This is a genomic window from Neobacillus niacini (assembly GCF_030817695.1).
In the GTDB taxonomy this organism is placed as follows: domain Bacteria; phylum Bacillota; class Bacilli; order Bacillales; family Cytobacillaceae; genus Neobacillus; species Neobacillus niacini_F.
Genome location: NZ_JAUSZQ010000002.1, coordinates 4,518,803 through 4,545,568, shown reverse-complemented (window position 1 = coordinate 4,545,568; position 26,766 = coordinate 4,518,803). Strand labels below are relative to the sequence as shown.

The 26,766-nt window shown below is 35.9% G+C and carries 32 protein-coding genes; 23 read left to right on the top strand and 9 right to left on the bottom strand.

Going from position 1 to position 26,766, the window contains the following annotated elements:
* Nucleotides 1–94 precede the first annotated feature (94 nt).
* The gene (locus QFZ28_RS23000) at nt 95–283 is read left to right on the top strand and encodes a sporulation YhaL family protein (protein ID WP_307196812.1); all 189 of its coding nucleotides are present in this window, start codon (nt 95–97) and stop codon (nt 281–283) included.
* 45 nt (nt 284–328) lie between these two features.
* On the opposite strand, the gene QFZ28_RS22995 is transcribed toward QFZ28_RS23000, so the two are convergent.
* Nucleotides 329–1,192 carry a peptidylprolyl isomerase gene (locus QFZ28_RS22995; protein ID WP_307196811.1) on the bottom strand — a complete coding sequence of 288 codons (864 nt, stop codon included), beginning with the start codon at nt 1,190–1,192 and terminating at the stop codon, nt 329–331.
* Nucleotides 1,193–1,522: 330 nt separating this feature from the next.
* Between QFZ28_RS22995 and QFZ28_RS22990 the strand changes: the two genes are divergently transcribed.
* Nucleotides 1,523–1,612: a YjcZ family sporulation protein gene (locus tag QFZ28_RS22990; protein WP_179158254.1), complete on the top strand. Its 90-nt coding sequence runs from the start codon at nt 1,523–1,525 to the stop codon at nt 1,610–1,612.
* 59 nt (nt 1,613–1,671) lie between these two features.
* Nucleotides 1,672–1,761 (top strand): YjcZ family sporulation protein, encoded by a 90-nt coding sequence (locus QFZ28_RS22985; RefSeq protein WP_179597851.1) that lies wholly within the window; start codon nt 1,672–1,674, stop codon nt 1,759–1,761.
* 81 nt (nt 1,762–1,842) lie between these two features.
* On the opposite strand, the gene QFZ28_RS22980 is transcribed toward QFZ28_RS22985, so the two are convergent.
* The gene (locus QFZ28_RS22980) at nt 1,843–2,022 is read right to left on the bottom strand and encodes a hypothetical protein (RefSeq protein WP_307197100.1); all 180 of its coding nucleotides are present in this window, start codon (nt 2,020–2,022) and stop codon (nt 1,843–1,845) included.
* 220 nt (nt 2,023–2,242) lie between these two features.
* Here QFZ28_RS22980 and QFZ28_RS22975 point away from each other — a divergent pair, with 220 nt between their 5' ends.
* Nucleotides 2,243–2,581, top strand: a complete 339-nt coding sequence (locus tag QFZ28_RS22975) for a DUF1878 family protein (RefSeq protein WP_307196810.1) — start codon at nt 2,243–2,245, stop codon at nt 2,579–2,581.
* On the opposite strand, the gene QFZ28_RS22970 is transcribed toward QFZ28_RS22975, so the two are convergent.
* Nucleotides 2,578–3,153 carry an HTH-type transcriptional regulator Hpr gene (locus QFZ28_RS22970; RefSeq protein ID WP_307196809.1) on the bottom strand — a complete coding sequence of 192 codons (576 nt, stop codon included), beginning with the start codon at nt 3,151–3,153 and terminating at the stop codon, nt 2,578–2,580. The genes QFZ28_RS22975 and QFZ28_RS22970 overlap by 4 nt on opposite strands.
* A 278-nt stretch (nt 3,154–3,431) precedes the next feature.
* Between QFZ28_RS22970 and QFZ28_RS22965 the strand changes: the two genes are divergently transcribed.
* Nucleotides 3,432–3,620 carry a hypothetical protein gene (locus QFZ28_RS22965; RefSeq protein WP_307196808.1) on the top strand — a complete coding sequence of 63 codons (189 nt, stop codon included), beginning with the start codon at nt 3,432–3,434 and terminating at the stop codon, nt 3,618–3,620.
* 61 nt (nt 3,621–3,681) lie between these two features.
* On the opposite strand, the gene QFZ28_RS22960 is transcribed toward QFZ28_RS22965, so the two are convergent.
* Nucleotides 3,682–4,206: a tryptophan transporter gene (locus QFZ28_RS22960; RefSeq protein ID WP_307196807.1), complete on the bottom strand. Its 525-nt coding sequence runs from the start codon at nt 4,204–4,206 to the stop codon at nt 3,682–3,684.
* A gap of 139 nt (nt 4,207–4,345) precedes the next feature.
* A complete protein-coding gene (locus QFZ28_RS22955) occupies nt 4,346–4,765 on the bottom strand; it encodes an HIT family protein (RefSeq protein ID WP_307196806.1) in 420 nt (139 codons plus the stop codon).
* Nucleotides 4,766–5,353: 588 nt separating this feature from the next.
* On the opposite strand from QFZ28_RS22955, the gene QFZ28_RS22950 reads away from it, so the two are divergent.
* Genes QFZ28_RS22950 through QFZ28_RS22940 form a run of 3 tightly spaced genes read left to right on the top strand, consistent with a single transcriptional unit; the run spans nt 5,354 to nt 8,069 of the window.
* Nucleotides 5,354–6,094 (top strand): ABC transporter ATP-binding protein, encoded by a 741-nt coding sequence (locus tag QFZ28_RS22950; protein WP_307197099.1) that lies wholly within the window; start codon nt 5,354–5,356, stop codon nt 6,092–6,094.
* Nucleotides 6,087–7,298 carry an ABC transporter permease gene (locus tag QFZ28_RS22945; RefSeq protein WP_307196805.1) on the top strand — a complete coding sequence of 404 codons (1,212 nt, stop codon included), beginning with the start codon at nt 6,087–6,089 and terminating at the stop codon, nt 7,296–7,298. Before QFZ28_RS22950 ends, QFZ28_RS22945 begins: the two co-directional genes overlap by 8 nt.
* A 48-nt stretch (nt 7,299–7,346) precedes the next feature.
* Nucleotides 7,347–8,069 carry an EcsC family protein gene (locus QFZ28_RS22940; RefSeq protein WP_307196804.1) on the top strand — a complete coding sequence of 241 codons (723 nt, stop codon included), beginning with the start codon at nt 7,347–7,349 and terminating at the stop codon, nt 8,067–8,069.
* A gap of 19 nt (nt 8,070–8,088) precedes the next feature.
* On the opposite strand, the gene QFZ28_RS22935 is transcribed toward QFZ28_RS22940, so the two are convergent.
* Nucleotides 8,089–9,267 (bottom strand): M20 family metallopeptidase, encoded by a 1,179-nt coding sequence (locus QFZ28_RS22935; RefSeq protein ID WP_307196803.1) that lies wholly within the window; start codon nt 9,265–9,267, stop codon nt 8,089–8,091.
* Nucleotides 9,268–9,398: 131 nt separating this feature from the next.
* On the opposite strand from QFZ28_RS22935, the gene QFZ28_RS22930 reads away from it, so the two are divergent.
* Nucleotides 9,399–10,034, top strand: coding sequence for a phosphatase PAP2 family protein (locus tag QFZ28_RS22930; protein ID WP_307196802.1), 636 nt, complete (start codon nt 9,399–9,401; stop codon nt 10,032–10,034).
* A gap of 28 nt (nt 10,035–10,062) precedes the next feature.
* Here QFZ28_RS22930 and QFZ28_RS22925 read toward each other — a convergent pair whose 3' ends face one another.
* Entirely contained in the window at nt 10,063–11,460 is a 1,398-nt protein-coding gene (locus tag QFZ28_RS22925) for a hypothetical protein (protein ID WP_307196801.1), read from the bottom strand.
* Nucleotides 11,461–11,740: 280 nt separating this feature from the next.
* Between QFZ28_RS22925 and hemE the strand changes: the two genes are divergently transcribed.
* The 9 genes from hemE (at nt 11,741) to QFZ28_RS22880 (ending at nt 23,154) form a co-directional block, all read left to right on the top strand.
* Nucleotides 11,741–12,787 (top strand): uroporphyrinogen decarboxylase, encoded by a 1,047-nt coding sequence (gene hemE, locus QFZ28_RS22920; protein WP_307196800.1) that lies wholly within the window; start codon nt 11,741–11,743, stop codon nt 12,785–12,787.
* A 173-nt stretch (nt 12,788–12,960) separates the two neighbouring features.
* Nucleotides 12,961–13,896, top strand: coding sequence for a ferrochelatase (hemH, locus tag QFZ28_RS22915; protein WP_307196799.1), 936 nt, complete (start codon nt 12,961–12,963; stop codon nt 13,894–13,896).
* 31 nt (nt 13,897–13,927) lie between these two features.
* Nucleotides 13,928–15,349 (top strand): protoporphyrinogen oxidase, encoded by a 1,422-nt coding sequence (gene hemY, locus QFZ28_RS22910; RefSeq protein ID WP_307196798.1) that lies wholly within the window; start codon nt 13,928–13,930, stop codon nt 15,347–15,349.
* A gap of 55 nt (nt 15,350–15,404) precedes the next feature.
* Nucleotides 15,405–16,139 (top strand): MBL fold metallo-hydrolase, encoded by a 735-nt coding sequence (locus tag QFZ28_RS22905; protein ID WP_307196797.1) that lies wholly within the window; start codon nt 15,405–15,407, stop codon nt 16,137–16,139.
* 16 nt (nt 16,140–16,155) lie between these two features.
* On the top strand, nt 16,156–17,142 hold the full coding sequence (locus QFZ28_RS22900) for a lipoate--protein ligase (protein WP_307196796.1): 987 nt from the start codon (nt 16,156–16,158) through the stop codon (nt 17,140–17,142).
* Between the two features lie 266 nt (nt 17,143–17,408).
* On the top strand, nt 17,409–18,143 hold the full coding sequence (locus QFZ28_RS22895; RefSeq protein ID WP_307196795.1) for a YheC/YheD family protein: 735 nt from the start codon (nt 17,409–17,411) through the stop codon (nt 18,141–18,143).
* 101 nt (nt 18,144–18,244) lie between these two features.
* The gene (locus QFZ28_RS22890; RefSeq protein WP_307196794.1) at nt 18,245–20,542 is read left to right on the top strand and encodes a YheC/YheD family endospore coat-associated protein; all 2,298 of its coding nucleotides are present in this window, start codon (nt 18,245–18,247) and stop codon (nt 20,540–20,542) included.
* Nucleotides 20,508–21,857 carry a YheC/YheD family endospore coat-associated protein gene (locus tag QFZ28_RS22885; RefSeq protein WP_307196793.1) on the top strand — a complete coding sequence of 450 codons (1,350 nt, stop codon included), beginning with the start codon at nt 20,508–20,510 and terminating at the stop codon, nt 21,855–21,857. The genes QFZ28_RS22890 and QFZ28_RS22885 overlap by 35 nt, the downstream gene beginning before the upstream one ends.
* Nucleotides 21,847–23,154, top strand: a complete 1,308-nt coding sequence (locus QFZ28_RS22880; protein WP_307196792.1) for a YheC/YheD family endospore coat-associated protein — start codon at nt 21,847–21,849, stop codon at nt 23,152–23,154. The genes QFZ28_RS22885 and QFZ28_RS22880 overlap by 11 nt, the downstream gene beginning before the upstream one ends.
* 189 nt (nt 23,155–23,343) lie before the next feature.
* Here QFZ28_RS22880 and QFZ28_RS22875 read toward each other — a convergent pair whose 3' ends face one another.
* Both QFZ28_RS22875 and QFZ28_RS22870 read right to left on the bottom strand, forming a co-directional pair.
* On the bottom strand, nt 23,344–23,649 hold the full coding sequence (locus tag QFZ28_RS22875; RefSeq protein ID WP_307196791.1) for a glycosyltransferase family 8 protein: 306 nt from the start codon (nt 23,647–23,649) through the stop codon (nt 23,344–23,346).
* A complete protein-coding gene (locus QFZ28_RS22870) occupies nt 23,630–24,259 on the bottom strand; it encodes a polysaccharide pyruvyl transferase family protein (protein ID WP_307196790.1) in 630 nt (209 codons plus the stop codon). Before QFZ28_RS22870 ends, QFZ28_RS22875 begins: the two co-directional genes overlap by 20 nt.
* Here QFZ28_RS22870 and QFZ28_RS22865 point away from each other — a divergent pair.
* From QFZ28_RS22865 to QFZ28_RS22845, 5 genes are all read left to right on the top strand, one after another.
* Nucleotides 24,169–24,402: a hypothetical protein gene (locus tag QFZ28_RS22865; RefSeq protein ID WP_307197111.1), complete on the top strand. Its 234-nt coding sequence runs from the start codon at nt 24,169–24,171 to the stop codon at nt 24,400–24,402. The genes QFZ28_RS22870 and QFZ28_RS22865 overlap by 91 nt on opposite strands.
* Complete coding sequence (locus QFZ28_RS22860) at nt 24,399–24,839, top strand: hypothetical protein (protein WP_307196789.1); 441 nt, start codon at nt 24,399–24,401, stop codon at nt 24,837–24,839. Before QFZ28_RS22865 ends, QFZ28_RS22860 begins: the two co-directional genes overlap by 4 nt.
* A 208-nt stretch (nt 24,840–25,047) precedes the next feature.
* Nucleotides 25,048–25,278, top strand: a complete 231-nt coding sequence (locus QFZ28_RS22855; RefSeq protein ID WP_307196788.1) for a hypothetical protein — start codon at nt 25,048–25,050, stop codon at nt 25,276–25,278.
* Between the two features lie 163 nt (nt 25,279–25,441).
* Nucleotides 25,442–25,891 carry a hypothetical protein gene (locus QFZ28_RS22850; RefSeq protein ID WP_307196787.1) on the top strand — a complete coding sequence of 150 codons (450 nt, stop codon included), beginning with the start codon at nt 25,442–25,444 and terminating at the stop codon, nt 25,889–25,891.
* Complete coding sequence (locus QFZ28_RS22845; RefSeq protein ID WP_307197098.1) at nt 25,892–26,752, top strand: YheC/YheD family protein; 861 nt, start codon at nt 25,892–25,894, stop codon at nt 26,750–26,752. It begins immediately after the preceding gene.
* The last annotated feature ends 14 nt before the right edge of the window (nt 26,753–26,766 follow it).

Sequence of the window (26,766 nt, the reverse complement as noted above, 5' to 3'; positions counted from 1 at the left end):
GTTATTTTTTTTGTTCACAGGATGAATATTTAGCGATTAATCGAATATGTTGTATAAAAAAGTGGACAACCACTAACGAAGGGAGCAATAATAAATGACTATTCCTATTTGGGTATATGCAGTCGTGGTTGGTATCGTAATAAGCGCCTTGATGGCAATCAAAACAGGCAGAGAAGAACGCATGTTAGAAATGGAGAATATTGAAAAAGAGGGAGAAATTTATTTAACGCGGCTGGAACAAGAAAAAGAACGCCGTGGGGGAGAAAGAGCGACTGCTGAATAAATACAAAAAGAAGGGACTCGTACCGAGTTCCTTCTTTTGTCTTTCTTATTGTGCTGCTGAAGCTGCTGGATCAAGTGCGTTTTCTAAGTCTTTATCACTTATTTTCACTTTTGCCTCTTTAATTTCCTTTTGCATCACTTCGTTAATTTTTTCATTTGTTAACTTTGAGGATTTTAATTCTTTTTCCATTTGGTCTTTCATTTCTTCATAGGACTTCTTTTCCTTTTTGTCCGTTAATTGAATAATATGATATCCAAATGAGCTCTTTACTGGGCCGCTGATTTCATCTTTTTTGAGGGCATACGCTGCGGCTTCAAAATCTGGATCCATTGCTCCAGCACCAAACCATCCTAGGTCACCGCCAGCTTGCTTTGCCGCTTCATCAGTTGAATACGTATTGCTTACATCCTCAAATTTTTCGCCAGCATCAAGCTTTTGCTTCACTTCTAATGCCGTTTTTTCATCAGCAACGAGAATATGACGAGCCTTAATTTCAGGCTTGTAGTTGTCGTAGTATTCCTTTACTTCTTTTTCTGTAACTTTTATAGACTTCATGGCAGCCTTTTCTTGCATCATACCCAGCTTCATAGTCTCTTTAAAGTCTTCTTCATCGGCATAGCCATATTGTGCCAGCGCCGCTTCAAAGTTTTCCCCAAGCTGCTCCTTTAATTCAGCAACCTTGGCATCTAATTCTTTGTCTGTTACTTCGTATTTCTCGGAAAGGACTTTTTCATAAACAAGCTGTTGTAATGCTTGTGCCCCCACCTTTTCCTTCATTGCTTCATAAAGTTCATCCTGTGTTATATCTCCTGCATTGCTTTCTGCCACAGTAGAACCGCCGCTCTGATTACACGCACTTAAGGCAATAACCCCGCCAGCTAATGTAAGGGCTAACATCCATTTTTTCATGAGGAACCTCTCCTAAACAGTAAATTCTTGTGGGTTTTGTCCACAAACTATACTATAACATAAATGGTAACCACTGCAAAAATATTTCCTGTATTTGTTTCCCTGATTATGGGCATTTCCCCATTGCGAACCCGAGAATTCGTACATACGATAACATGTAACAAAAAGGATATACATTCAAGTGCCTATCGGCTAAACGACATGTTTTCTTTGGATTAATACCTAAATATAAAAAGGTGGACTTTTTCCTAAGAAAATAAGGTAAGCGCCTAGTCGAAATCAATACAGCTTGAATAGAATATCGTAGTAAATAATAAAGGAGGTATTACGATGAGTGGTGGACACGGATACGGAGCAGGCTTTGCATTGATTGTAGTCCTATTCATTCTATTGATTATTGTTGGAGCATCTTGGTTTTAATATTAGGGTAACTCACGATGCAGACAGCAGCTTTACCATTTAAGAAAGGGGAGAATTGTGTGTCTGGAACTGGATTCCACGGTGGGGGATTTGCGTTAATCGTTGTCCTTTTCATCTTGTTAATAATTATTGGGGCTTCTTGGTTTTAACCTAAAAACAAAATAAAAGCGATGAGAATTTTCTCATCGCTTTTATTTGTCTCTAACACTGAAACATTACATAAAGTAAACCTATGTATACAGAATTTCCACATAGGACGAAATCAATAATATCGTGACAAGTACATTTATTGTGCGAAATACTTTATGCTGACGTTCTTCCGGAATATCCTTTTGAATACAAAGGGAATTGGTCATTTTGTTAATATAGAACAAAATAAAAATAGCCAAAACAATAAAAATGGAGATCATCATCGATTCCCTCCCTGATGTTCATGATATGTTAATACATTATCAAAAATTTTCAAAAAAAGATAGTTAAAAGGAATGGTAGAAAAGTAGGAAATAAATTGAAATAAAACCTCTTAAAAGACTTATTATCTGTTCTAATTCAAGAATAGGTTTACATCGGCCTTAAAAGGGTAAATAATGAATTTAGGAAGTTAAAGCAGTGAACGGAGGTCGAACTCTAATGGAGAATTACGTTGAATTACAAGCCCGAGTGAATCTTCTCGAATACCATCAAAAGTTACTTTTAAAGATGCTTGCTGCCCCAAATCTTGAATTCTATAGATTGGTAATCGAAAATGGGATATCAGAACATGAAGTAGAGACATTTAATTTGTTATGTGAGCATTTAAACATAAAAATGGAAGAACAAAAAGCGGAAGGGTTCATAAATTTTCATCCGCTTTTCATTGAGTTTCTAAATTCTTTGCCGGAAAAACTTATCGCGAAGGAAGTTGTTCATGCTTGTTTAAAGCAGCACCTATTCGAACCTCTTTTTTCGGAGTTTAGAAAATGTCTTTAAGAGAGTTCTTGTTCTGTTTTCTCAGTCTTCTTGAGTTTTCCATCATTTTCGTTAAATTCTGTTTCAATATTATGGAAAGAACGTTCAAAGATTTCCATAAAATCTTCGCCATAAATATTTCGAACAATCGCCATCATTTCAATAATATCGGGAAACTTCCCATATAAATCTCTTAACGGCAGGGCACCAACAAATGCAGCATTGCCACTGGGATGATAGGATTCCATTAAACGAAGAAAGATATCTTCACCTTCTGGAGTGAGTTGAATATACGTATTTCGTTTATCATTTTCTTTCTTTGAAAAGGTAAGCAATCCTCTTTCTTCTAACTTTTTTGAAAAATTAAACGCTGTTGAAACATGCATAACACCAAACTTTGCCACATCAGAAATAGATGCTCCATTTAAATGGTATGCAATCCAAAGGATATGATGTTCATTAATATTTAAATCAAAAGGTTTTAACCATTGCTGCCAATCCTTCTCAATTGATTTCCACAGGGCTTTACTTAATTGCGCAATCCTTTGGCTAAATAGCATCGCTTCTTTCATTGAATACTGTTTCTCCGACATCCCCAATTTCACCTACTTTTTTATTTCTCTATTAACATTATGCCAATAAAATAAAAATTAATAAAGATGTAAATTCACAAAATTTTTAGAAATTACGTTTTTTCTACTGGAAATTAATATTTTTTTTATTTTTGCATACAAATCTGAAAAAATAGTTCTTCTTTATATTACGTTTTTTCACTAAATAATGCCAACCTTTTGAATATTCTACATAGAGGAGCACAGTAAATCATATTAATGATAGTATCAATTATTGGTTCTTCAATAGGGGGTACTATATGAAAGCCATAACTTCGGTCCTTTTTTTGCTAAGTATATTACTTTTTGCCGGTGCTATTTGGAATGCTCTAGCTTTAATAAAACCAGGATTTTATCCACCTAAACAAGTTTTAAAAAAACGAGCTGCAGCATTAGCCGGAGGCGGAGTTATATTTTGTCTTGTGAGTATTATTTTATCAAGCTTTTAATTACTTATTTGCTGTTTTATAGAAAGAAAAGAACCTTTCTTCGAGGTTCTTTTCTTTTGTGTTATTTTGAGATGACAATGGATGATGTCTTTGTTCTTTTTACTACTGAAAGAGCAACTGGATACAAAATAACCATAATAATAGTGTTCAGTGCAATTGCAGGTAAAACACCAGCGGCAAATAAAGCTGTGAAAGAACTTGGTAAGCCTACAATGTAATATGCTGCTCCCAAAAAGACAGATCCTGAAACTAATGTCCCAATTGCAGTTAAGACGGCAACACTAATAATGGAGTTGCGGTATTGCTTTAATGCCAAAAATAAACCAAAAAAGACTAAAGCAGTGATGGGCTTATCAATGATATTTGGGAGTTGACCGCCTGGAAAACCGGTTGTGAGTGCGGATAGTCCTCCGGTCACAATAGACAATAACATAACACTTTTAATTTCTGGAATAAGAATAATTCCCAGGAACATCATTGCCAGCATCATATCCGGTTTAATGGTTAGGAAGGCCGGCATTACCGTATGCAAAACTACCCCAATTCCCGCCAAAAGTGATAGGACTACTAGATTCTTTGTATTCATTTCTCATCTCTCCTCTGCTGAACTCAGCTATTTGTTCCTCCTGTAGTGCGCTAAATGCCTACAGCGAAAAACTTGTTATCATTATATCACAGGAATATAAGAATAATAAAGATATAATTTTCAGATAATTTACCAATCGTTACAAATGCTTATTGATATTCGCTGCCATCTCTTGTAGGGTCTCTTGAGTATAATCGCTCGTATTTGTTTTCCAAACAGCGCCAAATCCGTCTCCTTTACCATAGCGTGGAATTAAATGAATATGGAAATGGAAAACTGTTTGCCCGGCATGTTCCCCGTTATTATTAACTAGATTTAATCCGAGCGGGCTAAATTCCGTTTTTAGTGCATTTGCAATTTGAGGTACTGATTCAAAAAGGTTTTTAGCTGTTTCTGCCGTTAACTCAAATAAATTTTCTTTATGTACTTTGGGGATAACCAATGTATGTCCTTTTGTTACCTGACTTATATCTAGGAAAGCTAGAACATGTTCATTCTCATACACTTTTGCTGCAGGGATATCACCATTAACAATTTTACAAAAGATACAATCACTCATTACGATACAACTCCTTTTTTGGTATTTATAACCGTATTTTACCATATGTTTTAGTCATAAAAAAAGAAAGAGACAGGATCCGCATAGAATCCTGCCCTCTCGAAGGGGAATTGCTTCATATTATACGTTCATCAGGAATTACGTTTGATAAACACCTCATTTGACAATTTAGTGTTTTTATAAACCGTAACTATTGTTCAAGCTGACCATCCCCTATGTTGTTTTTATAGTTTCATCAACTTATAAAAACGGATGATAATCTGCCGTAAACACCTCATTTATTTTTTTGATAAATAGCTGGTGTTAAATGAACTCTAAATGGTTACAAGGCAACTTGTGCAAAACAACCATCCCCTTATTTGAAACGTTTAGAAGCTACTTGGTTTGAAAAGTTAAATGTCTTTGACAGACACCTCATTTCAAATTTTTGATGAATCACTTCATCGAGTAGGTGTTTCCCCTTCGAATATTATGATGTCCGTTTTGATTTGAAATATACAAAAATGAAACCAAAAATTTGAAAACTATTTTTATCAATAGTGATTTGGTAAAATGAAAGGTAATCATGCAATAGGAAGGACGGAGCATATGTCTTTATTATCGATTGAAAGCCTAACAGGAGGATATACAAGAAATCCAGTCCTAAAAGATGTAACTTTTGAAGTCAATGAGAGAGAATTAGTTGGATTAATCGGTCTAAATGGTGCTGGGAAAAGTACAACAATCAAACACATTATTGGTTTAATGGAGCCGCATCGTGGGTCTGTTAAAATAAATGGGCGTTCCATCGCGGAAGAGAAAGAAGCTTATCGGAAGATGTTTACCTTTGTTCCGGAAACGCCAGTGTTATACGAAGAACTCACCCTTGAAGAACATTTGCGATTAACAGCTATGGCATACGGATTAGATGAGTCTACATATAAAACCAGAATTGGGAAGTTATTAACTGAATTTCGAATGGAAAAAAGACTAAAATGGTTCCCAGCACATTTTTCTAAAGGAATGAAACAAAAGGTAATGATAATGTGCGCTTTTTTGGTGCAGCCTTCCCTCTACATTGTGGATGAACCATTTGTTGGTCTTGACCCGCTTGGTATTCAATCATTGCTTGACTTAATGAAAAAGATGAAAGAAAACGGGGCAGGCATATTAATGTCGACCCATATTCTAGCCACTGCCGAGAAGTACTGTGACAGGTTCGTCATACTTCATGAAGGAAAGGTTCGTGCAAAAGGTACTCTTACTGAATTGAGAGAACAGTTTTCAATGCCTGCGGCTTCTTTAGATGATCTATATATCCAATTAACAAAGGAAGAAAATTATGTTTGATGAGAAAAAGCTATGGAAGGACAGATCTGTCCATCGATTAAAAGAATTTGGTGTTTATCTTCGGTATATTCTTAACGGTCACCTTGTTGTGGTTTTGTTATTTTTAATTGGTACGGCTGCCTTTTATTATCAAAATTGGATAAGGTCATTGTCTCAGGATTTTCCTGCGGAGATAATTATTGCAGTTATCTTAGGTTTATTTTTAACGCACAGCCCCGTATATACTTTTTTGCTTGAAGCTGATCAAGTGTTTTTAATTCCGCTTGAAACACGTTTAAAAGGTTATTTTTTGCGTTCTGGATTGCTTAGTCTAGTTTTTCAGGGATACATATTATTAATGGTTTTAGCTATAGTTATGCCCATGTATGCACATGTCAGCAGAAACGGCTTTCAATCCTTTTTGATTTTCTTCATCATCCTGCTGGTCATTAAAGGATGGAATATTGCAGTAAATTGGAAAATTCATTATTATGTACAGCCATCCGTTTATACTTGGGACATGTTCGTCCGTTATTTCATTAATGTGTTATTTACCTTTTTGCTTTTTAACAACGCACATTTCCTGTTCTTATTGATATTTGCTATCATTATGGCGTCTTATTTCCGCTCCTTTTCTGTTAGGACGAAAAAGATGGGTTTGAAATGGGATTTGCTTATTGTACAAGAAGAAAAGCGGATGGCGTCATTCTATCGCCTAGCCAATTTATTCACAGATGTACCGAAATTAAAAGATACAGTAAAAAGAAGAAAATGGCTGGACTGGTTGATTAATCGGATTTCCTTTTCGGAAGATAAAACCTATCATTATTTATTCGCAAGAACATTCTTGAGATCATCCGATTATTTAGGTCTTTTTATTCGATTAACCGTTATAGGTGCATTAGCGCTGTATTTTATTTCCTTTGGGGCAGGGCAAATTGTGCTTTCACTCTTATTTATCTATTTAACAGGTTTCCAGCTGCTGCCATTATGGAATCATCATCAAAACAAGCTTTGGATTTACCTGTATCCAGTTTCTCAAACCCATAAAACAGCTGCTTTTCATTCTCTTTTAATGAAAATTTTAATCATTCAATCCTCTATATTTACAATCGTTATTATGTTTAAAGGAGAATGGATATTTTCGTTAATAATCCTCTTCTCTGGAATGCTGTTTAGTTTTTTATTTGTAAGTGTTTATAGTAAGAAAAGACTAAAAGCATGAATGGATTGGAAAAAAACTTAATATCCTTTTGCTGAGGGGAGTGGGAGCATGAATGAATATGAGTTAAAGGTATATGGGGAAGTGGTCGAATGGAAAAGAAAATTAACTCGAAGATCAGGGATGATGAATCGAATCTCAAAAAAAGCGCAGGGAAAAATAAATGAAATGATTCCGGAAAAGGTTCACGAGGTGATGACAGAAAGTATAAAGGGAATGGTCAAAACCACCTTATTTGGATCCCAGCTTACGACCAACAAAAATCAAGCTGCTGGTCTGAAACTTGAAGAACGTGATGAATTAATGAAGAAAAAGACAGCAATCTTCCAAAAAACGGCCTTGGTTGAAGGTGCGGGAACAGGTGCTGGAGGAATCCTTCTGGGGCTGGCAGATTTTCCTTTACTCCTTTCCATCAAGATGAAATTCCTCTTTGAAGCGGCAGCTATTTATGGATTTAACACGAAAGAATTTGAAGAGCGGCTATTTATTCTTCATATTTTCCAGCTTGCGTTTTCAAGTGATGATATCCGTCGCGAAACATTAGCTGAGATAGAAAACTGGGATGTGAGAAAGCAAGAGCTAGTTGAAATGGATTGGCGTAAATTTCAACAGGAATATAGAGATTATATTGATCTTGTTAAGATGTTCCAGTTAGTGCCAGGAATTGGTGCATTTGTAGGCGCCTATGCAAATAATAATCTCCTCAAACACTTGGGAGAAACTGCAATGAACGCCTATAGGTTAAGAATTCTAACAAAAGCCCCCGAACTTTAATACAGTTGGGGGGCTTAGGTTATTTGGATTGATGTATTTTTATTGCTGCTGTTCCAAGCGTTTTCGCTGCAATTAACATCGCGTTCTCATCAATATCAAACTTTGGATGGTGATGAGGATAGCCTGGATTGGCACCTGGAGGTTTTGCACCAGTGAAAAAGAACGTTCCTGGTACTTCCTTTAAGTAATAGGAAAAATCTTCTCCACCCATTTGCGGCTCAGATTCCTCAATCGTAGTTACCTCAGGGACTTCCCTGGCTGCTGCAATGAGAAATTCTGTTTCTTTCACATGGTTGACAACTGCTGGATAACCTCTCTTATATAAATAATTATAGGTGCTGCCAGACAAGTAGCATGTGCCGTGAATAATTCTTTCCATTTCTTCTTCGATGTATTGGCGAACATCATCATTAAAGGTGCGGACTGTCCCCACAAGCTTTGCTTTATCTGCTATTACATTAAATGCATTTTCAGCGGTAAATGAGCCAACTGTGACAACGGCAGACTCGATCGGATTCACTTTCCGGCTGACAATTTGCTGAAGATTTAAAACTAACTGTGAAGCCGTGACAATGGCATCCTTCGTCTTATGCGGCTGTGCACCATGGCCGCCTTTTCCCTGGATATCAATCTCAAAACGATCCGCTGCCGCCATAATAGGACCAGTTCGAAATTGGATGGTTCCGGTCGGTTCACTTGCCCATAAATGAGTTCCAAATATCACATCAACACCTTCTAAGCAGCCATCCTCAATCATGGTAATCGCTCCACCTGGTGCATATTCTTCAGCATGCTGATGAATAATGACATAATTGCCTTCGAGATCATCCTTCAATTCATTTAGTACCTTGGCAAGTACAAGAAGAGTTGCTGTATGTCCATCATGACCGCAGGCATGCATGACACCGGGAACCAAGGATTTATAAGGTACATCTTTTTCATCATGAATAGGTAATGCATCGAAATCTGCCCTTAATGCGACCGTTTTCCCTGGCTTTTTACCGTAAATTTTTGCAACAACACCATTTCCCCCAATATTACCTTTTACTTCTATCCCAAGTTGTTCATAGAATTCCTTTATATATTGGGCCGTGTTATATTCTTGAAAGGACAATTCTGGATGCTGGTGCATAAACCTGCGTATTGTAATCATATCTTCATAGTAATCTTCTAATTTTGAAAACAATTGCTTCAACATATGATATACCTCCAAACACTTATTATTCTATTATCAAACTATTTTAACACTTTTACACTATTATGTAGATTTAAAAGTAAGTTTTCTTTATAATTTTATAGAGTTTAGATAGAGAAAGGATCATTAAACAAATGATAAATAAATGGAATACTTCTACCTACTTATTTTTAGGTTTTGCTATTGTAATAGCACTCTATACTTCTATCAAAGTAGCTGCTAAACAAACTTTTTGGCTGGATGATAAACTAGCAGACTTATTTGCTTATGTACCAGATATGTTCAACCCGTTTTTTCTTATTTTAACGGAACTAGGGGATAAGAAGGGGATTGGCGTTGTCGCCTTGATCTTTTTAGGCTGGTTTTTGCTGATAAAAAGGAATCTATTAGGTGCTGCAGCCATTGCATTATCGGTAGCTATAGGAAATGAAGTCAATAAACTTCTCAAGGACCTCATTGCCCGACCTAGACCAGAGTTCGACCATCTAGCACATGTGGATAGCTTAAGTTTTCCAAGTGGACATGCAATGGTAGGATTCATTTTCTATTACTTTATTGCCTATCTCGTATTGGAGGATTTGAAGTCCTCAAAGGCGAAAAGAATGGTTATCATCCTGACTGCACTGTTGCTCTTATTAATTGGAGCAAGTCGGATCATTCTTCAAGTCCATTACCCTACAGATGTCATTGGAGGTTTTGCCTTTGGCTATATTTGGGCGCTTGCTTCCAAAGATATGTACAAATTCTTTAAAAAGAGACTGAAAAAATAACAACAAAAAAGAGGCTGCTGCCTCTTTTTTAAATGAGAAATATTGCTACGATGGTTGTAACTGCAAGACCGATTACAACTGGAAGCAGATTTCGCCGTGCTAATTCAAATGGGTCAACGTTACATATAGCAGCTGCAGGGATTAACGCCCAAGGTACTAATGTTCCGCCCCCTACCCAAATGGCTGCTATTTGGCCAAGGGCAGTTAGAGTGGCCGCACCTTTACCAATGGCAACTGCAAACAAGCCCGCAACTGAACCCGCGAGTGATATTCCTGAAAATCCAGAGCCATCCAAACCTGTAATTGCTCCTACAGTGGTTAGTGTCACAGCCCCGACTACTTTACTCAATGGAACAATATTGGCTAAAGCAATACCAAGGTCATTTACAATACCTTGAGAAGCTTCTGGTAAAAAGTCACCGATAATCTTTCCAAAACCAGCATCACCTAAATAGAAGAATGCAGCAATTGGGATAACTGGACCAAATACCTTAAAACCAAATGTGAACCCTTCAATTAAGTAGCTTGTGGTTTTTTCTAGGCCCTTGTTTTTATGGCTGACCATGGTAATTAGAAGAAGGATAAGAATGGATGTTCCACCCACTAATGCAGTTGCATCACCGCCAGTCAGGTCGAGGATAAGCATCCCGGCAACATCAATGGCAAATAAAATCGGAATGAGAATGGCGAAGAATCGCTTTTGGCCAATTGTGAGGAGATTTTTCTCGGATGTTGTATCTTCAGATGACTCCATAGGTACAAATGGAGTTGGCTTGAGCACACCATTTTTCATATCTCTTTTTAGAAAATAGAAAGCAGCAATGGTGGTCACAATCCCCATGACAAATACTAATGGAATACTGGCACTGATGACATCACCGATTGGAATTCCGGCGGCATCCGATGTTAATTTCGGCGCAGCCTGTATGACAAAGTCCCCTGACAATGCTATGCCGTGACCGAACAAGTTCATAGCCATTGCAACGCCTAAAGCTGGAAGACCTGCTCGTAGGGCGACAGGAAGCAGCACGGCTCCTAGAAGCGCAACAGCCGGAGACGGCCAAAAGAACCAGGAAATGACCATCATTAAGATCCCAATGGTCCAATATGCGAGTGAAGGGTTACGAATTAATTTTGTAAAAGGTGAAATCATCACATCGTTTATTCCAGTAGATGTTAAGGTTTTACTCATAGCTACAATAATCGAGATGACTAAAATTGTAGATAACAACTCGGTAATTGCATATATAAAACTGTTGAAGATACTACTAACTGAACTGCTTAAGGAGCCCGTTGCAGTAATGGCAATAAGGAATATTCCAAGGATACAAATAAGGGTGGTATCTCTTCGTTTGACCATAAATCCGATAATGAGAGCAATAAAGACAACATATATCCAATGGAGAGCTGAAAGCTCGACAAGCATACAATAACCTCCTTTCATCATCTAAGGCCTAAAAATAGGTATTCGCCCTCTACTCTAGATGTAATACAGAATATGAATTTGTATAAAAGTGGTGAGAGGAATTTGAATAATAAATAAGGTTAAAAACGACTTTTTTTTGACACTTTTCATCGTAATCTATACACAAATAGGAATAATCGATATAGTGAAAACAGTGCTATGTACTCTATAAAGTTTTTAATTTTCGGCTACATATATTAAAATAAAACGAGACATGTCCTTGAAAGGTGGATTTATTTACATGACGAAGCAATTCAACGATACATTTTTAAAAGCAGCAAGAGGAGAAAAGACAGATCACGTGCCAGTGTGGTACATGAGGCAGGCAGGACGTTCACAGCCAGAGTACAGAGAAATTAAAGAAAAGTACTCATTGTTTGAAATTACTCACCAGCCTGAACTTTGTGCTTATGTAACCCGCCTTCCAGTAGAGCAGTATAATGTTGACGCGGCTATCCTTTATAAGGATATCATGACACCGCTTCCGGCGATTGGAATGCAGGTTGAAATAAAATCTGGGATTGGTCCTGTTATCGATAACCCAATCACATCATTAGCAGATGTTGAAAAACTTGGTGAAATTCATCCGGAAGAGGACGTACCATACGTATTAGACACAATTAAATTATTAACCCAAGAACAATTGTCAGTTCCATTAATTGGATTTTCAGGGGCTCCCTTTACACTTGCAAGTTATATGATTGAAGGCGGACCTTCCAAAAACTATAACAAGACAAAAGCTTTTATGTATTCTGAGCCTAAAGCATGGTTCGCATTAATGGAAAAACTTGCGGATATGATCATTACATATGTGAAATCACAAATTAAGGCTGGTGCTAAAGCGATTCAAATCTTTGATTCTTGGGTTGGAGCTCTGAATGTTGAAGACTATCGCAGCTTTATTAAGCCAGTCATGAATAGAATTTTTACAGAACTTAAAGAAGAGAATGTTCCCCTGATTATGTTTGGAGTAGGTGCCAGTCATCTTGCATTAGAGTGGAATGACCTTCCACTTGATGTAGTTGGTTTGGACTGGCGTTTGCCGATTCTACAAGCAAGAGAAATGGGAATTCATAAAACCGTTCAGGGTAATCTTGATCCAGCGATCTTGTTATCACCTTGGGAAGTGATTGAAGAAAGAGCTAAAGCTATTTTAGACCAAGGGATGGCTCAGGGCGGCTATATCTTTAATCTTGGCCATGGTGTTTTCCCATCGGTAAACCCAGCAACGTTGAAAAAATTAACCTCATTTGTCCATGAGTATTCTGCGTCAAAACTAAGCAGATAAATACTATGAACCGAGTGTTAAAATTGGTAAGATAAGTGTTTTTTTGGCACAATATTATATGCATGAAAAAGAGGGCCCTAAAACAATTAGAGGCCCTCTAAATCCTGATATGAGCCATTATAAAAGTTTAATATTTGGTTAAAGCAGCAAGACATAAAAATGAGGTGCGGAAGATGACGAAAAAGAAAATGGGATTACTCGTAATGGCATACGGAACCCCATATCACTTAGATGATTTGGAACGTTACTATACACATATTCGACATGGCAGAAAGCCTACGCCAGAAATGATTGAAGAATTAAGGAATAGGTATCAAGCAATTGGCGGTATCTCACCATTAGCTAAAATTACAATCGAGCAGGCCAAAAAGCTCGAGGAACATATAAATCAAATTCAAGATCAAATAGAGTTCAAAATGTACCTTGGTTTAAAGCATATAGAACCATTTATCGAGGATGCCGTGAAGGAAATGCATTTTGATGGAATAAAAGATGCTGTTAGCATAGTCTTGGCGCCTCATTATTCAACTTTTAGTATCAAGTCCTATAATAACAGAGCGAATGAGGAAGCAGAAAAGCTCGGGGGCATTACAATCACGTCCGTTGATAGCTGGTATGATGAACCAAAATTTATTAATTACTGGGCAGATAAAATTAAGGAAATATATGATCAAATGCCGCATGAAGAAAGAAATGACGCCATGATGATTGTTTCAGCCCATAGTCTTCCAGAGAAAATCTTACAGTTTAGTGATCCTTATCCAAGTCAGCTTCAGGAAACCGCTGATCTAATTGCAAAACAGGCTGGTATCACTAAATATGCAATTGGCTGGCAAAGTGCGGGGAACACACCTGATCCTTGGTTAGGGCCAGACGTGCAGGATTTAACTAGGGAATTAGCAAAAGAACATGCTTATAAAGCATTTGTTTACGCACCGGTTGGCTTTGTATCTGAACACTTGGAAGTCCTTTATGATAACGATTACGAATGTAGAATAGCAGCCAAGGAAGTTGGAGCGAAATACTATCGTCCTGAAATGCCAAACGCACATGCAGATTTAATTGACGCTATGTCGACGGTTATTTTAAAAAAATTAGCTGCCAGATAGCAATCCGAACAAAGAAAGAAGGGTGACATCCGTGACGGAAGAAAAAAAGAAGGTCGCCATTATTGGGGGCGGAATAGCGGGACTTACTGCGGCATTCTACCTTCAAAAAATCATTAACGATAAAAAGCTGCCTCTTGAAATCAAACTGATCGAAGCATCACAACGTCTCGGAGGTAAAATGCAAACCGTTACTAGAGACGGTTTCATCATTGAAAGAGGTCCCGATTCTTTCCTAGCCAGAAAAACCAGCATGATTAGACTTGCTAAGGAAGTAGGGTTGGAGGAGCAGCTGGTATCTAACTCGACAGGGAAATCCTATGTTCTTGTAAATGACAAGCTCTATTCGATGCCTGGGGGTTCCATTATGGGAATCCCGACGGAAATAGGACCATTTATTACGACAGGTTTGTTTTCAATACCTGGCAAGCTTAGAGCAGCTGCCGATTTTATTTTACCAAAATCACCAGGAAATACAGACCAGTCTTTAGGTGAATTTTTTCGCAGAAGGCTGGGTGATGAGGTAGTTGAGAATTTGATCGAACCATTGTTATCCGGTATTTATGCTGGTGATATTGATCAAATGAGTTTAATGTCGACCTTCCCACAATTCTATGAGGTTGAACAAAAATATCGCAGCCTTATCCTGGGGATGAAAAAAACCACACCAGCAAAACCGAAAACACAACAACCTGATGAGAAGAAAAAAGGTGCATTTTTAACCTTTAAGTCTGGACTTCAGTCCTTTGCTGAAGGTATAGAAGCGAAACTAGACCCTAATTCTATATTAAAAGGGCACAGAGTCGATAAAATTACAAAGACAAATGAACAATATGAACTTTATCTAAATAACGGTGAAACATTGACAGCTGATTGTATTATTGCTGCAACTCCACATAAAATAACTCAATCCATGTTCTCGGACTATCGTTTTTTTGACCCTTTCAAGTCAGTACCCTCAACATCAGTTGCAACGGTGGCGCTGGCATTTCCTAAAGAAGCAATAAAAAACGATATTGATGGAACAGGCTTTGTAGTCTCTCGAAATGGTGATTATTCCATAACAGCTTGTACATGGACGCATAAAAAATGGGCTCATTCTACTCCAAAAGGAAAGGTGCTGCTGCGCTGTTATGTAGGGAGAGCAGGCGACGAAACCATCGTCGATCTTTCTGATGATAGAATTATTCAGATTGTTCTTGATGATTTAAGCAGGACAATGGATATTGGAATGCAGCCTGAGTTTGCTGTCGTTTCGCGCTGGAAGGATTCCATGCCGCAATACACAGTGGGACATAAACAGCGTCTAGAGACCATCAGAAAGCATGTTAAATCCGAGCTGCCAGGTGTCTTTTTAGCCAGTGCCTCCTTTGGCGGCGTAGGACTTCCTGATTGTATTGACCAAGGTGAAGAAGCTGTAAAAGGTGTATTAGAGTATCTAAATGTCAAAGAATAAACTCGAAGCTGTTTTATAAATAGCTTCTTTTTTTATCAACAAGGGGGGTATTTAGATGAAGTTGACAATTATCGGTTTTTGGGGTGGATACCCGAAAAAAAATGGCGCAAGTTCAGGATATTTACTGGAGCATGAAGGATTTAATCTGTTAATTGATTGTGGCAGCGGTGTTCTTGCGAAAATGCAAAATATCATTGAGCCAGAAGAGCTTGATGCGGTATTAATTTCTCATTATCATCCTGACCACATTGCAGATATTGGGGTCCTGCAGCACGCACGATTGATACAGGGTTTTTTAGGAAAGAGTTTTCCGACATTACCTATCTATGGCCATTCTTTAGACAATACAGAATTTGCGAAGTTAACCTACAAAGAAATCACAAAGGGAAATGCATATTTACCTAATGATGTTTTGACTGTTGGTCCCTTCCAAGTTTCCTTTTTAAAAACGGACCATCCGGTGACTTGCTATGCAATGAGGATAGAAGCAAACGGAAAGTCGATTGTGTACACAGCAGATAGTTCCTTTAAAGAAGAATTTATTGAGTTTAGTAAAGGCGCAGACCTATTATTATGTGAATGTAATTTTTATCAGCACCAAAACGGCAAATCAGCAGGTCATATGAATAGCGTTGATGCAGGAAGATTTGCTGCAAGAGCTGAAGTTAAACAACTAATTCTTACCCATCTGCCGCATTACGGAGAGGTTTCTAAGCTTATTAGTGAAGCCAGTACGGAATATACTGGTATAATAAAACTAGCAGAAGAATTTCAAACTATTTCACTATAAGAAGGGGAAAGATCGTATGTTATTTATTAATAATAAGGGCATTACCGATCCAAGAATAAATCTTGCCATTGAAGAATATGCGTTGAAAAATCTTGATATCAATGAAACGTATTTATTATTTTACATAAATGAGCCATCGATTATCATTGGAAAAAACCAAAATTCAGTAGAAGAAATTAATACCGAGTATGTTGAGAGTAATGGTATCCATGTGGTGCGCAGATTGTCTGGCGGGGGAGCGGTCTATCATGACCTTGGCAATCTTAATTTTAGCTTCATCACAAAAGATGACGGTGATAGCTTTCACAATTTCCGTAAGTTTACAGAGCCGGTGATTGCTGCACTAAAACAGATGGGAGTAAATGCAGAATTAAGCGGCAGGAATGATATTTTAGCTGAAGGCAGGAAAATATCTGGGAATGCCCAATTCTCGACCAGGGGACGGATGTTTACCCATGGTACACTGCTGTTCAATTCCGAAATGGAGCATATTGTCTCAGCCCTGAGGGTAAAAAAGGATAAAATCGAATCCAAAGGAATCAAGTCTGTTCGAAGCAGGGTGGCTAATATATCAGAATTTTTGACAGAAAAATGGACTATTGAAGAGTTTCGTTCTGCTTTGCTGAAGTTTATTTTTCAAGGGCAAGAAGTAACGGAATATGTGTTAACGGAAGAGGATTGGGAGAATATCCACCAACTTTCCAAGGAACGATATCAAAATTGGGATTGGAACTACGGCAAATCGCCGAAATTTAATCTCCAGCATTCCCATCGCTTCCCAGTGGGGCAAATTGATGTTCGCTTAGATGTTGATAGAGGAATTATTGAAAACTGTAAAATCTATGGTGACTTTTTCGGTGTCGGCGATGTAAGTGATATCGAAAATAAACTAAAGCATGTTCGCTACGAAAAGAGCGAGATAGAAGCGGCACTTAAAGACGTCGACACAACCTTTTATTTTGGAAATGTATCAAAAGAAGAATTTATCAACCTTATATATTAGAGTTTTACACGGTGAAATATTCACCGTGTATTTTTTTAGGCTCGGGTTAATTTATTATTTCTATGCTGATTGATTAAAAGTCCATCCCTTCTCTATTTCTTAGAATAAATTATTAGTGAATAAAAAACTAAAATGGGTAATGTTCCGAGAAATTTGGCTTTTAATTAAAGGCTGTGTTAATGCTAAATGTTGATTTTGCACCCTGTTGATTGGAGCGGAAATCAACAGGCAAATTTAATACAGCCTAATTAAAAAGGGGAAATAAAATGCGTGTTTCTGTTGGGAAATGGACAAAACATAAATTGATGTTGGAGAATGAAAGACTTGCATCCTTTTTACCTGATACACAATATTTGAATAGAACTTCTTTAAATACAATGTTAGACAAATATAATCAAATAATGGTAAAGCCATGCAATGGTTTTCAGGGGAGAGGAATTATCCAAATCTCTTCATTATCAAATGAACAATTCGTACTTCATATTGAACGCAGTGAAACGTTGATAAACGGAAAAGAGAACATCTACGATTACTTAAAAGAGAATCACTTTCCAAGAAATAGACACCGGTATATCGTTCAGCAAAGAATTCCACTTGCAACGATAAATAATAATCCATTTGATGTTCGGGTAATGGTACAAAGGAAAAAGGATTCATTAGAATGGGCAGTAACGGGTAAACTTGCAAGAGTGGCAGCAAATAATTTTATTGTGACTAATGCAGCAAAAGCTATATTATCTGTGGAAAATGCAATTGAAATATCATTGGTAAACAACGAAAATATTAAAGATATTGTAACTGATTTAGAGGAAGTTTCCTTGTTAATTGCGGGGCAATTAGCAAATTCCTATACCAAAAAACGTGTATACGGAATAGATCTTGGTATTGATACTGAAGGGAAGGTCTGGATTATAGAAGCAAATCTAACTCCTGCTGTATCCATGTTTAAATTATTAAATGATGGCTCTTATGAAACCATTAAATCGTATAAAAGAGGATGAAAAATGGCTAAGTTTAATATCTGCCCATACCTTTTAATAAGCAATGAATATAAATTATGGTAAAGGTCCTAATTACCTGTTTTATGTTAGGAGGTGGAGTCATGAGGATGGAAACCGTTGGGGTACTACTTTCTAAAAGGGAATGGAGTAAGCTACTTAGCAAACAAAACAAAAAAGACGAAATATGGCATATTTATGCTAGGAAAGGAAAAGAGTTAAACCTAAAAATTCAATTCTTTACAATTAATGATATTTCGCTCGAGAGTTTAAAAACCCAAGCAATTGAACTACAGAATAATTCATTAGTAAAAAAGGATACAATTGACATCCCATCAATTATCTATAACCCAACAATGTTTTATAAAAAAAAGAATATCAAAAAATTAAGGGAACTTTCTAACCACCCCAAATTTCAAGTCCTTAATGAGCACCATATAATAAAGAAAAAAGAATTAGGTGCATTAATAGATTCATATTCTGATATAAAAATAGATTTTGATGAAGAAAACGACGCTAACAATACTTTATTTACTTTATATGTATTAGGTCAAAAAAAGTTAAATAATAAATGGAAATCCCCGATTATATACGCAAAAGATTCCAGCCAAAAATTATACTATCTAGAAGATGCCTCAATGGATGAATTATGGGAGTATAGCCAAAAGGTTTTAGATATCATTCACTTTTATTACCCTGGAATTTTCGAGATTGGTATTGTATTTTCATTAAATAGTAATGGTTTCTATTCTTTAAGTTCAACCTGTCCGGTCAGTACCATTGTTAACGACATTTTTGGATGGAACACTAAGATATGTGAAAAAATATGTAAATTCCCATTCAAGGTTGCCAAGGAAATACTACAACAAAAGAATTATCACGATGAAATCAGTAATGAATATAGTCTTGCTTATCCATCACAATCAACCGAACTTTTATCAAGTCCAGAATCTGAAGATTACCCGAAAATGCCTTCAAATGAAGATAGTATTAATCACTGGATCAAATTAAAGGAGTATCAGGACGAAGAAATGTGCCTGAAATTACCAATGCTTCAGTCAAACTTAATCACCAGCAACCAAATCTTCATTCAGTTTGGCATTAAAGAACAAACATGTAAACTTGACATCATTGAAAGTGATTATCGTTTAAACCGAAATTCATTTTCCAATCCTGCAGAAGTACTTATCTCTAGTTCTCTTTTAAAGAAGATGCATATCCCAATAGACTTGATATATCAATTAAAGATATCAAACGATAAAGTAATAATTGGTCCATCGATTGGCCTGTTGCTAGGGGAAAAAAATCAACTGTATAATCCAACATATATGGAAAAGTACTCTGACCGTCTCAGGGAATATGAGAAATTTGGCGGCTTAGTTATTGCCTTTTCCACTCGTTCCATCGACTTGGAGGAAAAGATTGCATATGGAATGCTGTATGATCCAACCCAAAAAAAGTGGAGGTATGATTCTGCACCGATTCCAGCTGCCTTGTACCGTAGAAATTTTCATCAGAACCTTGATCGGATTAACCTGCTAATTGAAATGACAAATAAGAATTTATTCAATTCCCATTACTTTAAGAAATCTGATCTTATTTTATTAAAAGATGAAAAGGAAATTCGTAACCATGTCCCCGCCACACATCTCTTGAAAAAAATGGACGATTTAATTAAATTTATTCAGGATAAAGAAAGAATTATTTTAAAACCCGTCAGCCTTTCACGTGGGCGAGGCATCTTTACACTTGAAAAAAATCAAAAACCAGCTGAAGGGTATATCCTATACGAACATCAAAATGAGTTTCTACTCAGACATCTGATTCCTGATACCAAGGCATTAGAGGAAATGTTAATGAAGTTGAATTTATTAAATAAGCAATATTTGTATCAAACCTATATTCCGCTTCTAAAAATAAACAACCGACCCTTGGATGTGAGAGTTGTAATGCAAAAGTATGATATAAAAAGCTGGAAATGCTCTGGTATCGAATGCAGGGTTGCCGGTGAAAATGAGGTGTTAACCAATATTGCAAGAGGCGGAGAAGCAATGACTTTGGAGGAAGTAGTAAATGGATCAGGAATTGATCAATCATACGATAAGATTTATGAGAGTGTGATAAATCTGTGTCAGAAGTTCTGTAATTTAATAGATAGAAAAGACGAACACTATGCAGAATTTGGTTTAGATATTGGTCTTGATCAAGAAGGGTACCCATGGATTATCGAGGCAAATATTTTTCCGAGTTTTAAAGGCTTTAAAGAAATGGACTATGAAATATACTTGAAAATTCGCTCTCAGCCTATCTTTTATGCTATCCATTTACAAGGATTCAGCATTAGTGAAAGTGAGGTGGGGAGCTCACATGAAACTTATATTAAAAACAATTTCTACTCCTAATCCAACAATATCTCTTCCTTTAAACGTTTTAGAAAAATTATTAATAAGTGACAGAGATTCAATCACCATTAGTATTGGGGCAATAAAGGAAAGTGTTACCTTAATACATCATGATGATCGGCAACAATTTATTTATTTATCAAGTGAAATCTATAAAAGACTTTTTCTCCCTGAATTTATCGATGTGTATGAAATTGCGGTTGAAAATGAAATATTAATTATTGGTCCAGTCATTGGTTTGTTGATTCGCGGTAAGATAGACGAATTGACTAAACAAAGAATTAAGATTTATAAAAATTATTTAATTGATTATAAGCATCTAAATGGACTAATTCTTCTTTTTACATTAGATGGAATAGATGTGAAAAATAAGCTTGTCACTGGATATGCATTTAATCCAAAGGAGCATGAATGGGAGGAGGGGATTTTTCCATTTCCTTCAGTTGTTTTTCTCAGAAAACCAATAAAAGAACCAATCCGGAGGAATTTATTTGAGTTAATTGGTAACAAATTCTTTAATTCTCATGTTTTTAATAAATGGGAAATGTGGGAATCGCTTTCTGATAATGAACAAATAAGGAAATATCTCCCTGAAACTGTTCTAGGTGAAAATGTAGAAAATGTACGAAGATTAATAGAGGCTCATCAACAAACGTTTATTAAGCCGAAGGCAGGTATGCAGGGATCTGGAATTTATCAACTTTCAAAAGTGGGTCAGGAGTTTAATTTAATCTATAGAGTAAAAGACAAAAATATAATAACTGTGTTTGAAACCTGGGAAGCGGTAGTATATTACCTGAAGTCTGAAATAAGCCTAAAAAACTATATTGTGCAGCAACGAATACCATTATTGACTAAAGATAATAGGGTGATGGATGTTCGGGTGATTGTTGGTAAGAATCACAATGGTGATTGGATTGTTCCTGGAATGGTAACTAAGTTTGGTGAAGTAGATAGTATTGTAAGCAATATATCAAGTGGTGGGTCAGCACAAAAAGTTTGGAAATCCCTTTGTGAAATATTTAAGGATGATGTAAAAAATGCATTTAAGAAGTATATGGAAATTGAAAAGTTGGCAATTACATGTTGTAAAGTATTAGAGAGTAAAGGTTTACATCTAGGTTATATTGGGATTGATATTGGAATGGATGAGAACCATAACCTTTGGCTGATTGAGATTAATAATCGGAGTCCAGACATGACCATTGCCTTGGATGCAGATGATTATCAACTATATTATAAAATAAAATCAGCCCCCTTACATTATGCTAAATGGTTATCTGGTTTGGGAGGTGAAAGACGGGGTGGTTTATGAAATAGTTTCTGATAGCTTATCAAGTAACACGGTATCTATTCCAATTACACTAGCAGCCTCCTTAGGGATTGAAAGTAAGAAAACCATTACCTTATCGTTTGGAAAAAGAAGGATACCGATTGCTTTGTCATTGTTACAATCAAACAATAAACATAATATTCTAGTCAGCCAGGATATTATTTCGAAGTTACTAATAGATACGAATGTAAAGTATGAACTCTTATTTTCAAACGATGAATTAATCGTAGGTCCTGTAATTGGTTTATTATTAGGAAAATCAGAAAAAAGACTGGAAAAGTATTTAAATAATTATTTAATTTATGCAATGTTATACGAACAAATAAATGGTGTTTTGTTTGTTTTTTGTGAAGAGCACATTGATTTTTTAAACGAGAAAATTACAGGATATTTATACGATCCTTCAGTTCCTAATCATTGGAGAAAATGTATACTTCCCTTTCCGGGTGCGATTTTCAGAAGGGTAGAGCTATCCCAAAAAACATTAAAGGGTTTAAAAGAAAAAATGGGTAAGAGTTTTTTTAATGCTCAATATTTTGACAAATGGCAATTTTGGAAATGGCTTTCCCCCTTTGAAGAATTAAAAGAACATCTTGCTGAAACAACCAATAAAGTAACTTTAGCAAATGTAGATAAATTCATAGAGAAATATAATGGTGTTTATTTAAAACTTAAGGACGGGTCTAGAGGAAAGGGAATTTATTATATAGAAAAAGTTGAAGATCAATATGTAATTATGAAAAATTATCAAGATGAAATCATAAAATTATCAGAAGATCAGATGGCTAATTTCCTGTCTAAGCACTCTTTATATTTGTTGCAGCAGCCCATCAAGCTTCATACATTCGAGGATCGAAAGGTAGACTATAGGGTAATGTTGCAAAAAAATGAAACTGGCCATTGGCAATGTACAGGCATTATTGCAAGATTCGGAAATACGAATGCCATATCCTCAAATTTTAAAGCAAATGGCTTTGCATTGGAAGGTATAAGAGCATTAAAAACACAATTCGGCTATGACGAGTTAACAGCATTTAAAAAATACCAAGAAATAATAAGAATTTGTTTAGATATGGCCTGTAAAGTGGATGAAATCGCGGGTGCCTATGCTGATTTAGGCATTGATGTTGGAATTGATGAAAACGATAAAATTTGGGTTATTGAAATGAATAAGAGACCAGATCATGATTTCCCGTTAATTATTAAAGACCGGAAAATGTATTATTTAGTCAAGTCAAATCCAATTTTATATGCAAAATATCTTGCTATGGGAGGCTAAACTTCATCGTTTATTTTTTAAAAATAAAACATGAATATCACCAAAACAGGCTCTAACTATTAGGGTCTGTTTTGGTGATATTTAATAACTTTTTAAATGTTATCATCCCATAAAGTTATTTTTAAATAGTAATTCCATTATTGAAATATCCGGCATTAGGTGGGATTGAGAGTGATTGGCATGTTTTTTTTAGCTGGAATTTAAATGAACCTTAACAGCAGCTAAAAAGTCATTTTCGTTATTAATATCCCAAAGTTTAGTAATATCCTCTTTTACTATAAGGTCACTGTCTAAATAAATGGCTTTATCTATATCCTCTGATAATAGCTCGGGGATCAAAAGTCGATAATAAACTTCCACTTTTAGGTGATTTCTAATCTTAAAATCTTTAAATAATGATTGGTCAATTGAAAATAAACTAATCTTAATACCATATTTTTCTACAGATCTATTTAATCTGATTTGATTTCCCTTCTCAATCTGACTTATCTCCACCATAGAATTCTTTAGGTAAATAGAGTAAAAATTTGATCCAATTTTTTTCACATTCCAGTTGTAGAGGAGGGATGTGATGCATGATATCTTGATGTTCTTCTATATAATCAACTAGATTTAATATGCTACGGTGAATGTTAGAGTCATCGGTCGGGACAACAAGGTCACCCAAACCAATGGAAATTGCAAAATCAAAGGTTTTAAAACGATAGCCTAGGGCTATAAAGGGGATTCCTGCCACTGCTGATAGAACGTTTGCATGTAATTTTAAGTTAATCGTAAAAGTACACTTTTGCATCAAGATAAGTAATTCATTTTGGTTGTAAAGTGTTGTTTTAAGCTCTACTCGTTTTTTATCAGCTATTTTGTTATAAAGGCGTTGGCAAGGTACGATATCTTTTTCGAAAACAGGAAATATGCAAAAATGGTACCCTTTATTGGTATGGCCGACGAGATAAAGTTGAGTTATTATGGCGTCTGGGGATTTCAGGGAAGTGGGATTATTGAAAAGATGATTTCTTGGACAGTAAACGATTACCCATATCTGGAGAGGCAGGTCAGTATGGCTTGGCAGGATGGGTTGCGCGTTTGTTCTCGGGTATGAAATCACTTGAAAAAAATTCTAAGCAAAGGAATATCACACGATTTGAAGCCATTATAAAAACAATTCAGTATTTGGATGAAGTAGTATTACAACATTCAAGTGAGTCTGATTTTCAAATATATACGATGCCTAAAAAAAAGATAAAATGAACCCTCAGCTCGAAATAACGGGGGACCTTTCATCGGACAATGTGAAACAAACCCTTTTGGAACATTTGGATCAGGTTGATGATTATTTTGAAAAGATAAAAATTGTAGTATATAACAAACCAAATGAAGTAGAAGTTGCCTTTGCTATTTCGCTAAAAAGTAAAAGGTCATCCCGAAATTGGACAAGGGTTCAAAACAATTTAGCTAGAACACTAAGGTCAATCATAAACAATACGGACCAAAATTTTAGAATAGTAATTGCAGGTCATGAAAAACCAAATATAACAGAAATGAAACATGAGAGAGTTACATGGCTGCCTGTTCATTTCCCGCCCCCAACTCACATTAGTAAATATAGCAGTGACAAGTTTCGTAAATGTAGAGTGATTGGAGCCTATTTAAGGAGAAGCGGTTCTCAGGATACTTTATGCCTCTAGATGCAGATGATTGGGTTCACTATCGATTTGTGGAATATATTAGGTCCCATCTAATTGCTGATGCATTTGTTATTAACACTGGTTGTATGGCGAAAATGAAAAGTAACAGATATGGGTAAGGGAACGTTTTTATACTGGATGTGGAAGTGGTGCAATATTTTATTTTCGTAATAGTGATTTCCCTCGAACCCCTATGAAGAGAGTCGTGATGAAGTCTAAATTTAAGTGGGTAATTTTTCCACATGGGAAAGTTACAAATTATCTTAGAAATAAAAACTATAAAATGGTGAATTATCCTCTTGTTACCTGGGTTGTTGTACATGGGGACAACAATACTAGTATGAAAAGAAAAATAAAAAGTTCCATTTCTGCGAAAAATTACGATGCCATTTCTGATAATCTCGAGGATTGGTTTTATGAATATTTTAAAATAAAGTAGAATGGTTTATCCAATAATAGATTAAGTACTCAAGAAGCATCTGTTATATATAGGTGCTTTTTTGCTATTTTTTTTATTATAGGGAAACTGCCGTGGCAATGGATATATATTTGCATGTAATAATAAGTAAACTTTTTAGTTTTTTTTAGCGGAGGTAAATCCAATGGTTTTTATAAGTCATCAACAGAAACAAGATTCAATCGATATTTCCATGAAACTGTTAGAACGATACAGGATTGTTTCTCAAAGAATCATTTTAAAAATTGGTGGATATTCTAGGGAGTTGGTAGTGAATATTGATGAAGAATTGCCAGACGACACAATTGGTATTCCGCGAATGTCAAATGAACTCACGCTACCAGAGGATATTCCATATGAATTGGTCATTAACGGGCGAGTCCTTTCTTTAGGTCCAGTCATTGCTTTTGTTGCCTACTTAAAGCCTAATGAATTAACCCCAAAGAGATTAGATAGACTAAAAGGTCGTTTTTCCGAATATCAAAGTATTAAGGGACTTATCTATGTTTGTGCTGCAAGAGGAATAAATATCGAAAAAAAACAAATTGAAGGATATTATTATAATCCACAAGGAGAGAATTCAACCACACGTTGAATTTATGGAGTTTTCCCATATCCAGATGTAGTTTATAAACGGCATCCCATTGATACAGTAAGATATAATGATCTAATTTCACAAATTGGGGACAGGGTTATTAACTCTTACTATTTTTGTAAAGGGGAACTGCCAGAATATGCCTCAAGGAATGAAAATTTGAAAAAGCTATTTCCCGAAACGGAGAAGTTAACAGGTCTCGAACAACTTAATCAGATGTTAAGAAAGCATCAGACAGTATATATAAAACCTCCAGAAGGTGAAGGAGGCAGAGGGATATTTAATGTAACAATGGATGTCCAGGGAAATTATGTTTTTGTTAATCAAAATAATATAAAAACTATTATGAGTGAACAAACTGATTTAAACCTGTTTTTGAAGAAGTTTATTCGCCGCAGATACATTATACAACAAGGTGTATCCACAACTATAGGGGATAGAAATGTTGACTTTAGAGTATATATGCAAAAAAATGGGTTGAAACAGTGGGAATGTCAAGGCATGATCGGCAGAGTGGCAAGGAAAGACAAGATTGTTACCAATTTAAAATATGTAGAAAAACTTTTGATGGGTATTGAAGCCATTAAGTTATTGTTTGGAATCAATCATCAAGAAGCTATACAGATTCAATCAAAAATCTATGATAAGTGTAAAAAAGTTTGTATGGAATTAGATAAATGTGTAGGGAATTACGGGGATGTAGCAATCGATTGTATTGTTGATCAAAATTATCAAGTGTGGTTTTTAGAAGTTAATAAAAGGTACGGCTATGATAGCCTGGTAAAAGTGAAGAATTATAACTTAAGGAGACTTTTATTTGTAACACCTTTTCGTTATGCGAAAGCTTTAGCCGGATTTTAGTAAAAAGGAGATTA

Coding starts and splice junctions, on each gene's coding strand:
- QFZ28_RS23000 (WP_307196812.1), top strand. CDS start 95: ATGACTATTCCTATTTGGGTATATGCAGTCGTGGTTGGTATCGTAATA.
- QFZ28_RS22995 (WP_307196811.1), bottom strand. CDS start 1,192: ATGAAAAAATGGATGTTAGCCCTTACATTAGCTGGCGGGGTTATTGCC.
- QFZ28_RS22990 (WP_179158254.1), top strand. CDS start 1,523: ATGAGTGGTGGACACGGATACGGAGCAGGCTTTGCATTGATTGTAGTC.
- QFZ28_RS22980 (WP_307197100.1), bottom strand. CDS start 2,022: ATGATCTCCATTTTTATTGTTTTGGCTATTTTTATTTTGTTCTATATT.
- QFZ28_RS22975 (WP_307196810.1), top strand. CDS start 2,243: ATGGAGAATTACGTTGAATTACAAGCCCGAGTGAATCTTCTCGAATAC.
- QFZ28_RS22970 (WP_307196809.1), bottom strand. CDS start 3,153: ATGTCGGAGAAACAGTATTCAATGAAAGAAGCGATGCTATTTAGCCAA.
- QFZ28_RS22965 (WP_307196808.1), top strand. CDS start 3,432: ATGAAAGCCATAACTTCGGTCCTTTTTTTGCTAAGTATATTACTTTTT.
- QFZ28_RS22960 (WP_307196807.1), bottom strand. CDS start 4,206: ATGAATACAAAGAATCTAGTAGTCCTATCACTTTTGGCGGGAATTGGG.
- QFZ28_RS22955 (WP_307196806.1), bottom strand. CDS start 4,765: ATGAGTGATTGTATCTTTTGTAAAATTGTTAATGGTGATATCCCTGCA.
- QFZ28_RS22950 (WP_307197099.1), top strand. CDS start 5,354: ATGTCTTTATTATCGATTGAAAGCCTAACAGGAGGATATACAAGAAAT.
- QFZ28_RS22945 (WP_307196805.1), top strand. CDS start 6,087: ATGTTTGATGAGAAAAAGCTATGGAAGGACAGATCTGTCCATCGATTA.
- QFZ28_RS22940 (WP_307196804.1), top strand. CDS start 7,347: ATGAATGAATATGAGTTAAAGGTATATGGGGAAGTGGTCGAATGGAAA.
- QFZ28_RS22935 (WP_307196803.1), bottom strand. CDS start 9,267: ATGTTGAAGCAATTGTTTTCAAAATTAGAAGATTACTATGAAGATATG.
- QFZ28_RS22930 (WP_307196802.1), top strand. CDS start 9,399: ATGATAAATAAATGGAATACTTCTACCTACTTATTTTTAGGTTTTGCT.
- QFZ28_RS22925 (WP_307196801.1), bottom strand. CDS start 11,460: ATGCTTGTCGAGCTTTCAGCTCTCCATTGGATATATGTTGTCTTTATT.
- hemE (WP_307196800.1), top strand. CDS start 11,741: ATGACGAAGCAATTCAACGATACATTTTTAAAAGCAGCAAGAGGAGAA.
- hemH (WP_307196799.1), top strand. CDS start 12,961: ATGACGAAAAAGAAAATGGGATTACTCGTAATGGCATACGGAACCCCA.
- QFZ28_RS22905 (WP_307196797.1), top strand. CDS start 15,405: ATGAAGTTGACAATTATCGGTTTTTGGGGTGGATACCCGAAAAAAAAT.
- QFZ28_RS22900 (WP_307196796.1), top strand. CDS start 16,156: ATGTTATTTATTAATAATAAGGGCATTACCGATCCAAGAATAAATCTT.
- QFZ28_RS22895 (WP_307196795.1), top strand. CDS start 17,409: ATGCGTGTTTCTGTTGGGAAATGGACAAAACATAAATTGATGTTGGAG.
- QFZ28_RS22890 (WP_307196794.1), top strand. CDS start 18,245: ATGAGGATGGAAACCGTTGGGGTACTACTTTCTAAAAGGGAATGGAGT.
- QFZ28_RS22885 (WP_307196793.1), top strand. CDS start 20,508: ATGAAACTTATATTAAAAACAATTTCTACTCCTAATCCAACAATATCT.
- QFZ28_RS22860 (WP_307196789.1), top strand. CDS start 24,399: ATGAACCCTCAGCTCGAAATAACGGGGGACCTTTCATCGGACAATGTG.
- QFZ28_RS22855 (WP_307196788.1), top strand. CDS start 25,048: ATGAAGTCTAAATTTAAGTGGGTAATTTTTCCACATGGGAAAGTTACA.
- QFZ28_RS22850 (WP_307196787.1), top strand. CDS start 25,442: ATGGTTTTTATAAGTCATCAACAGAAACAAGATTCAATCGATATTTCC.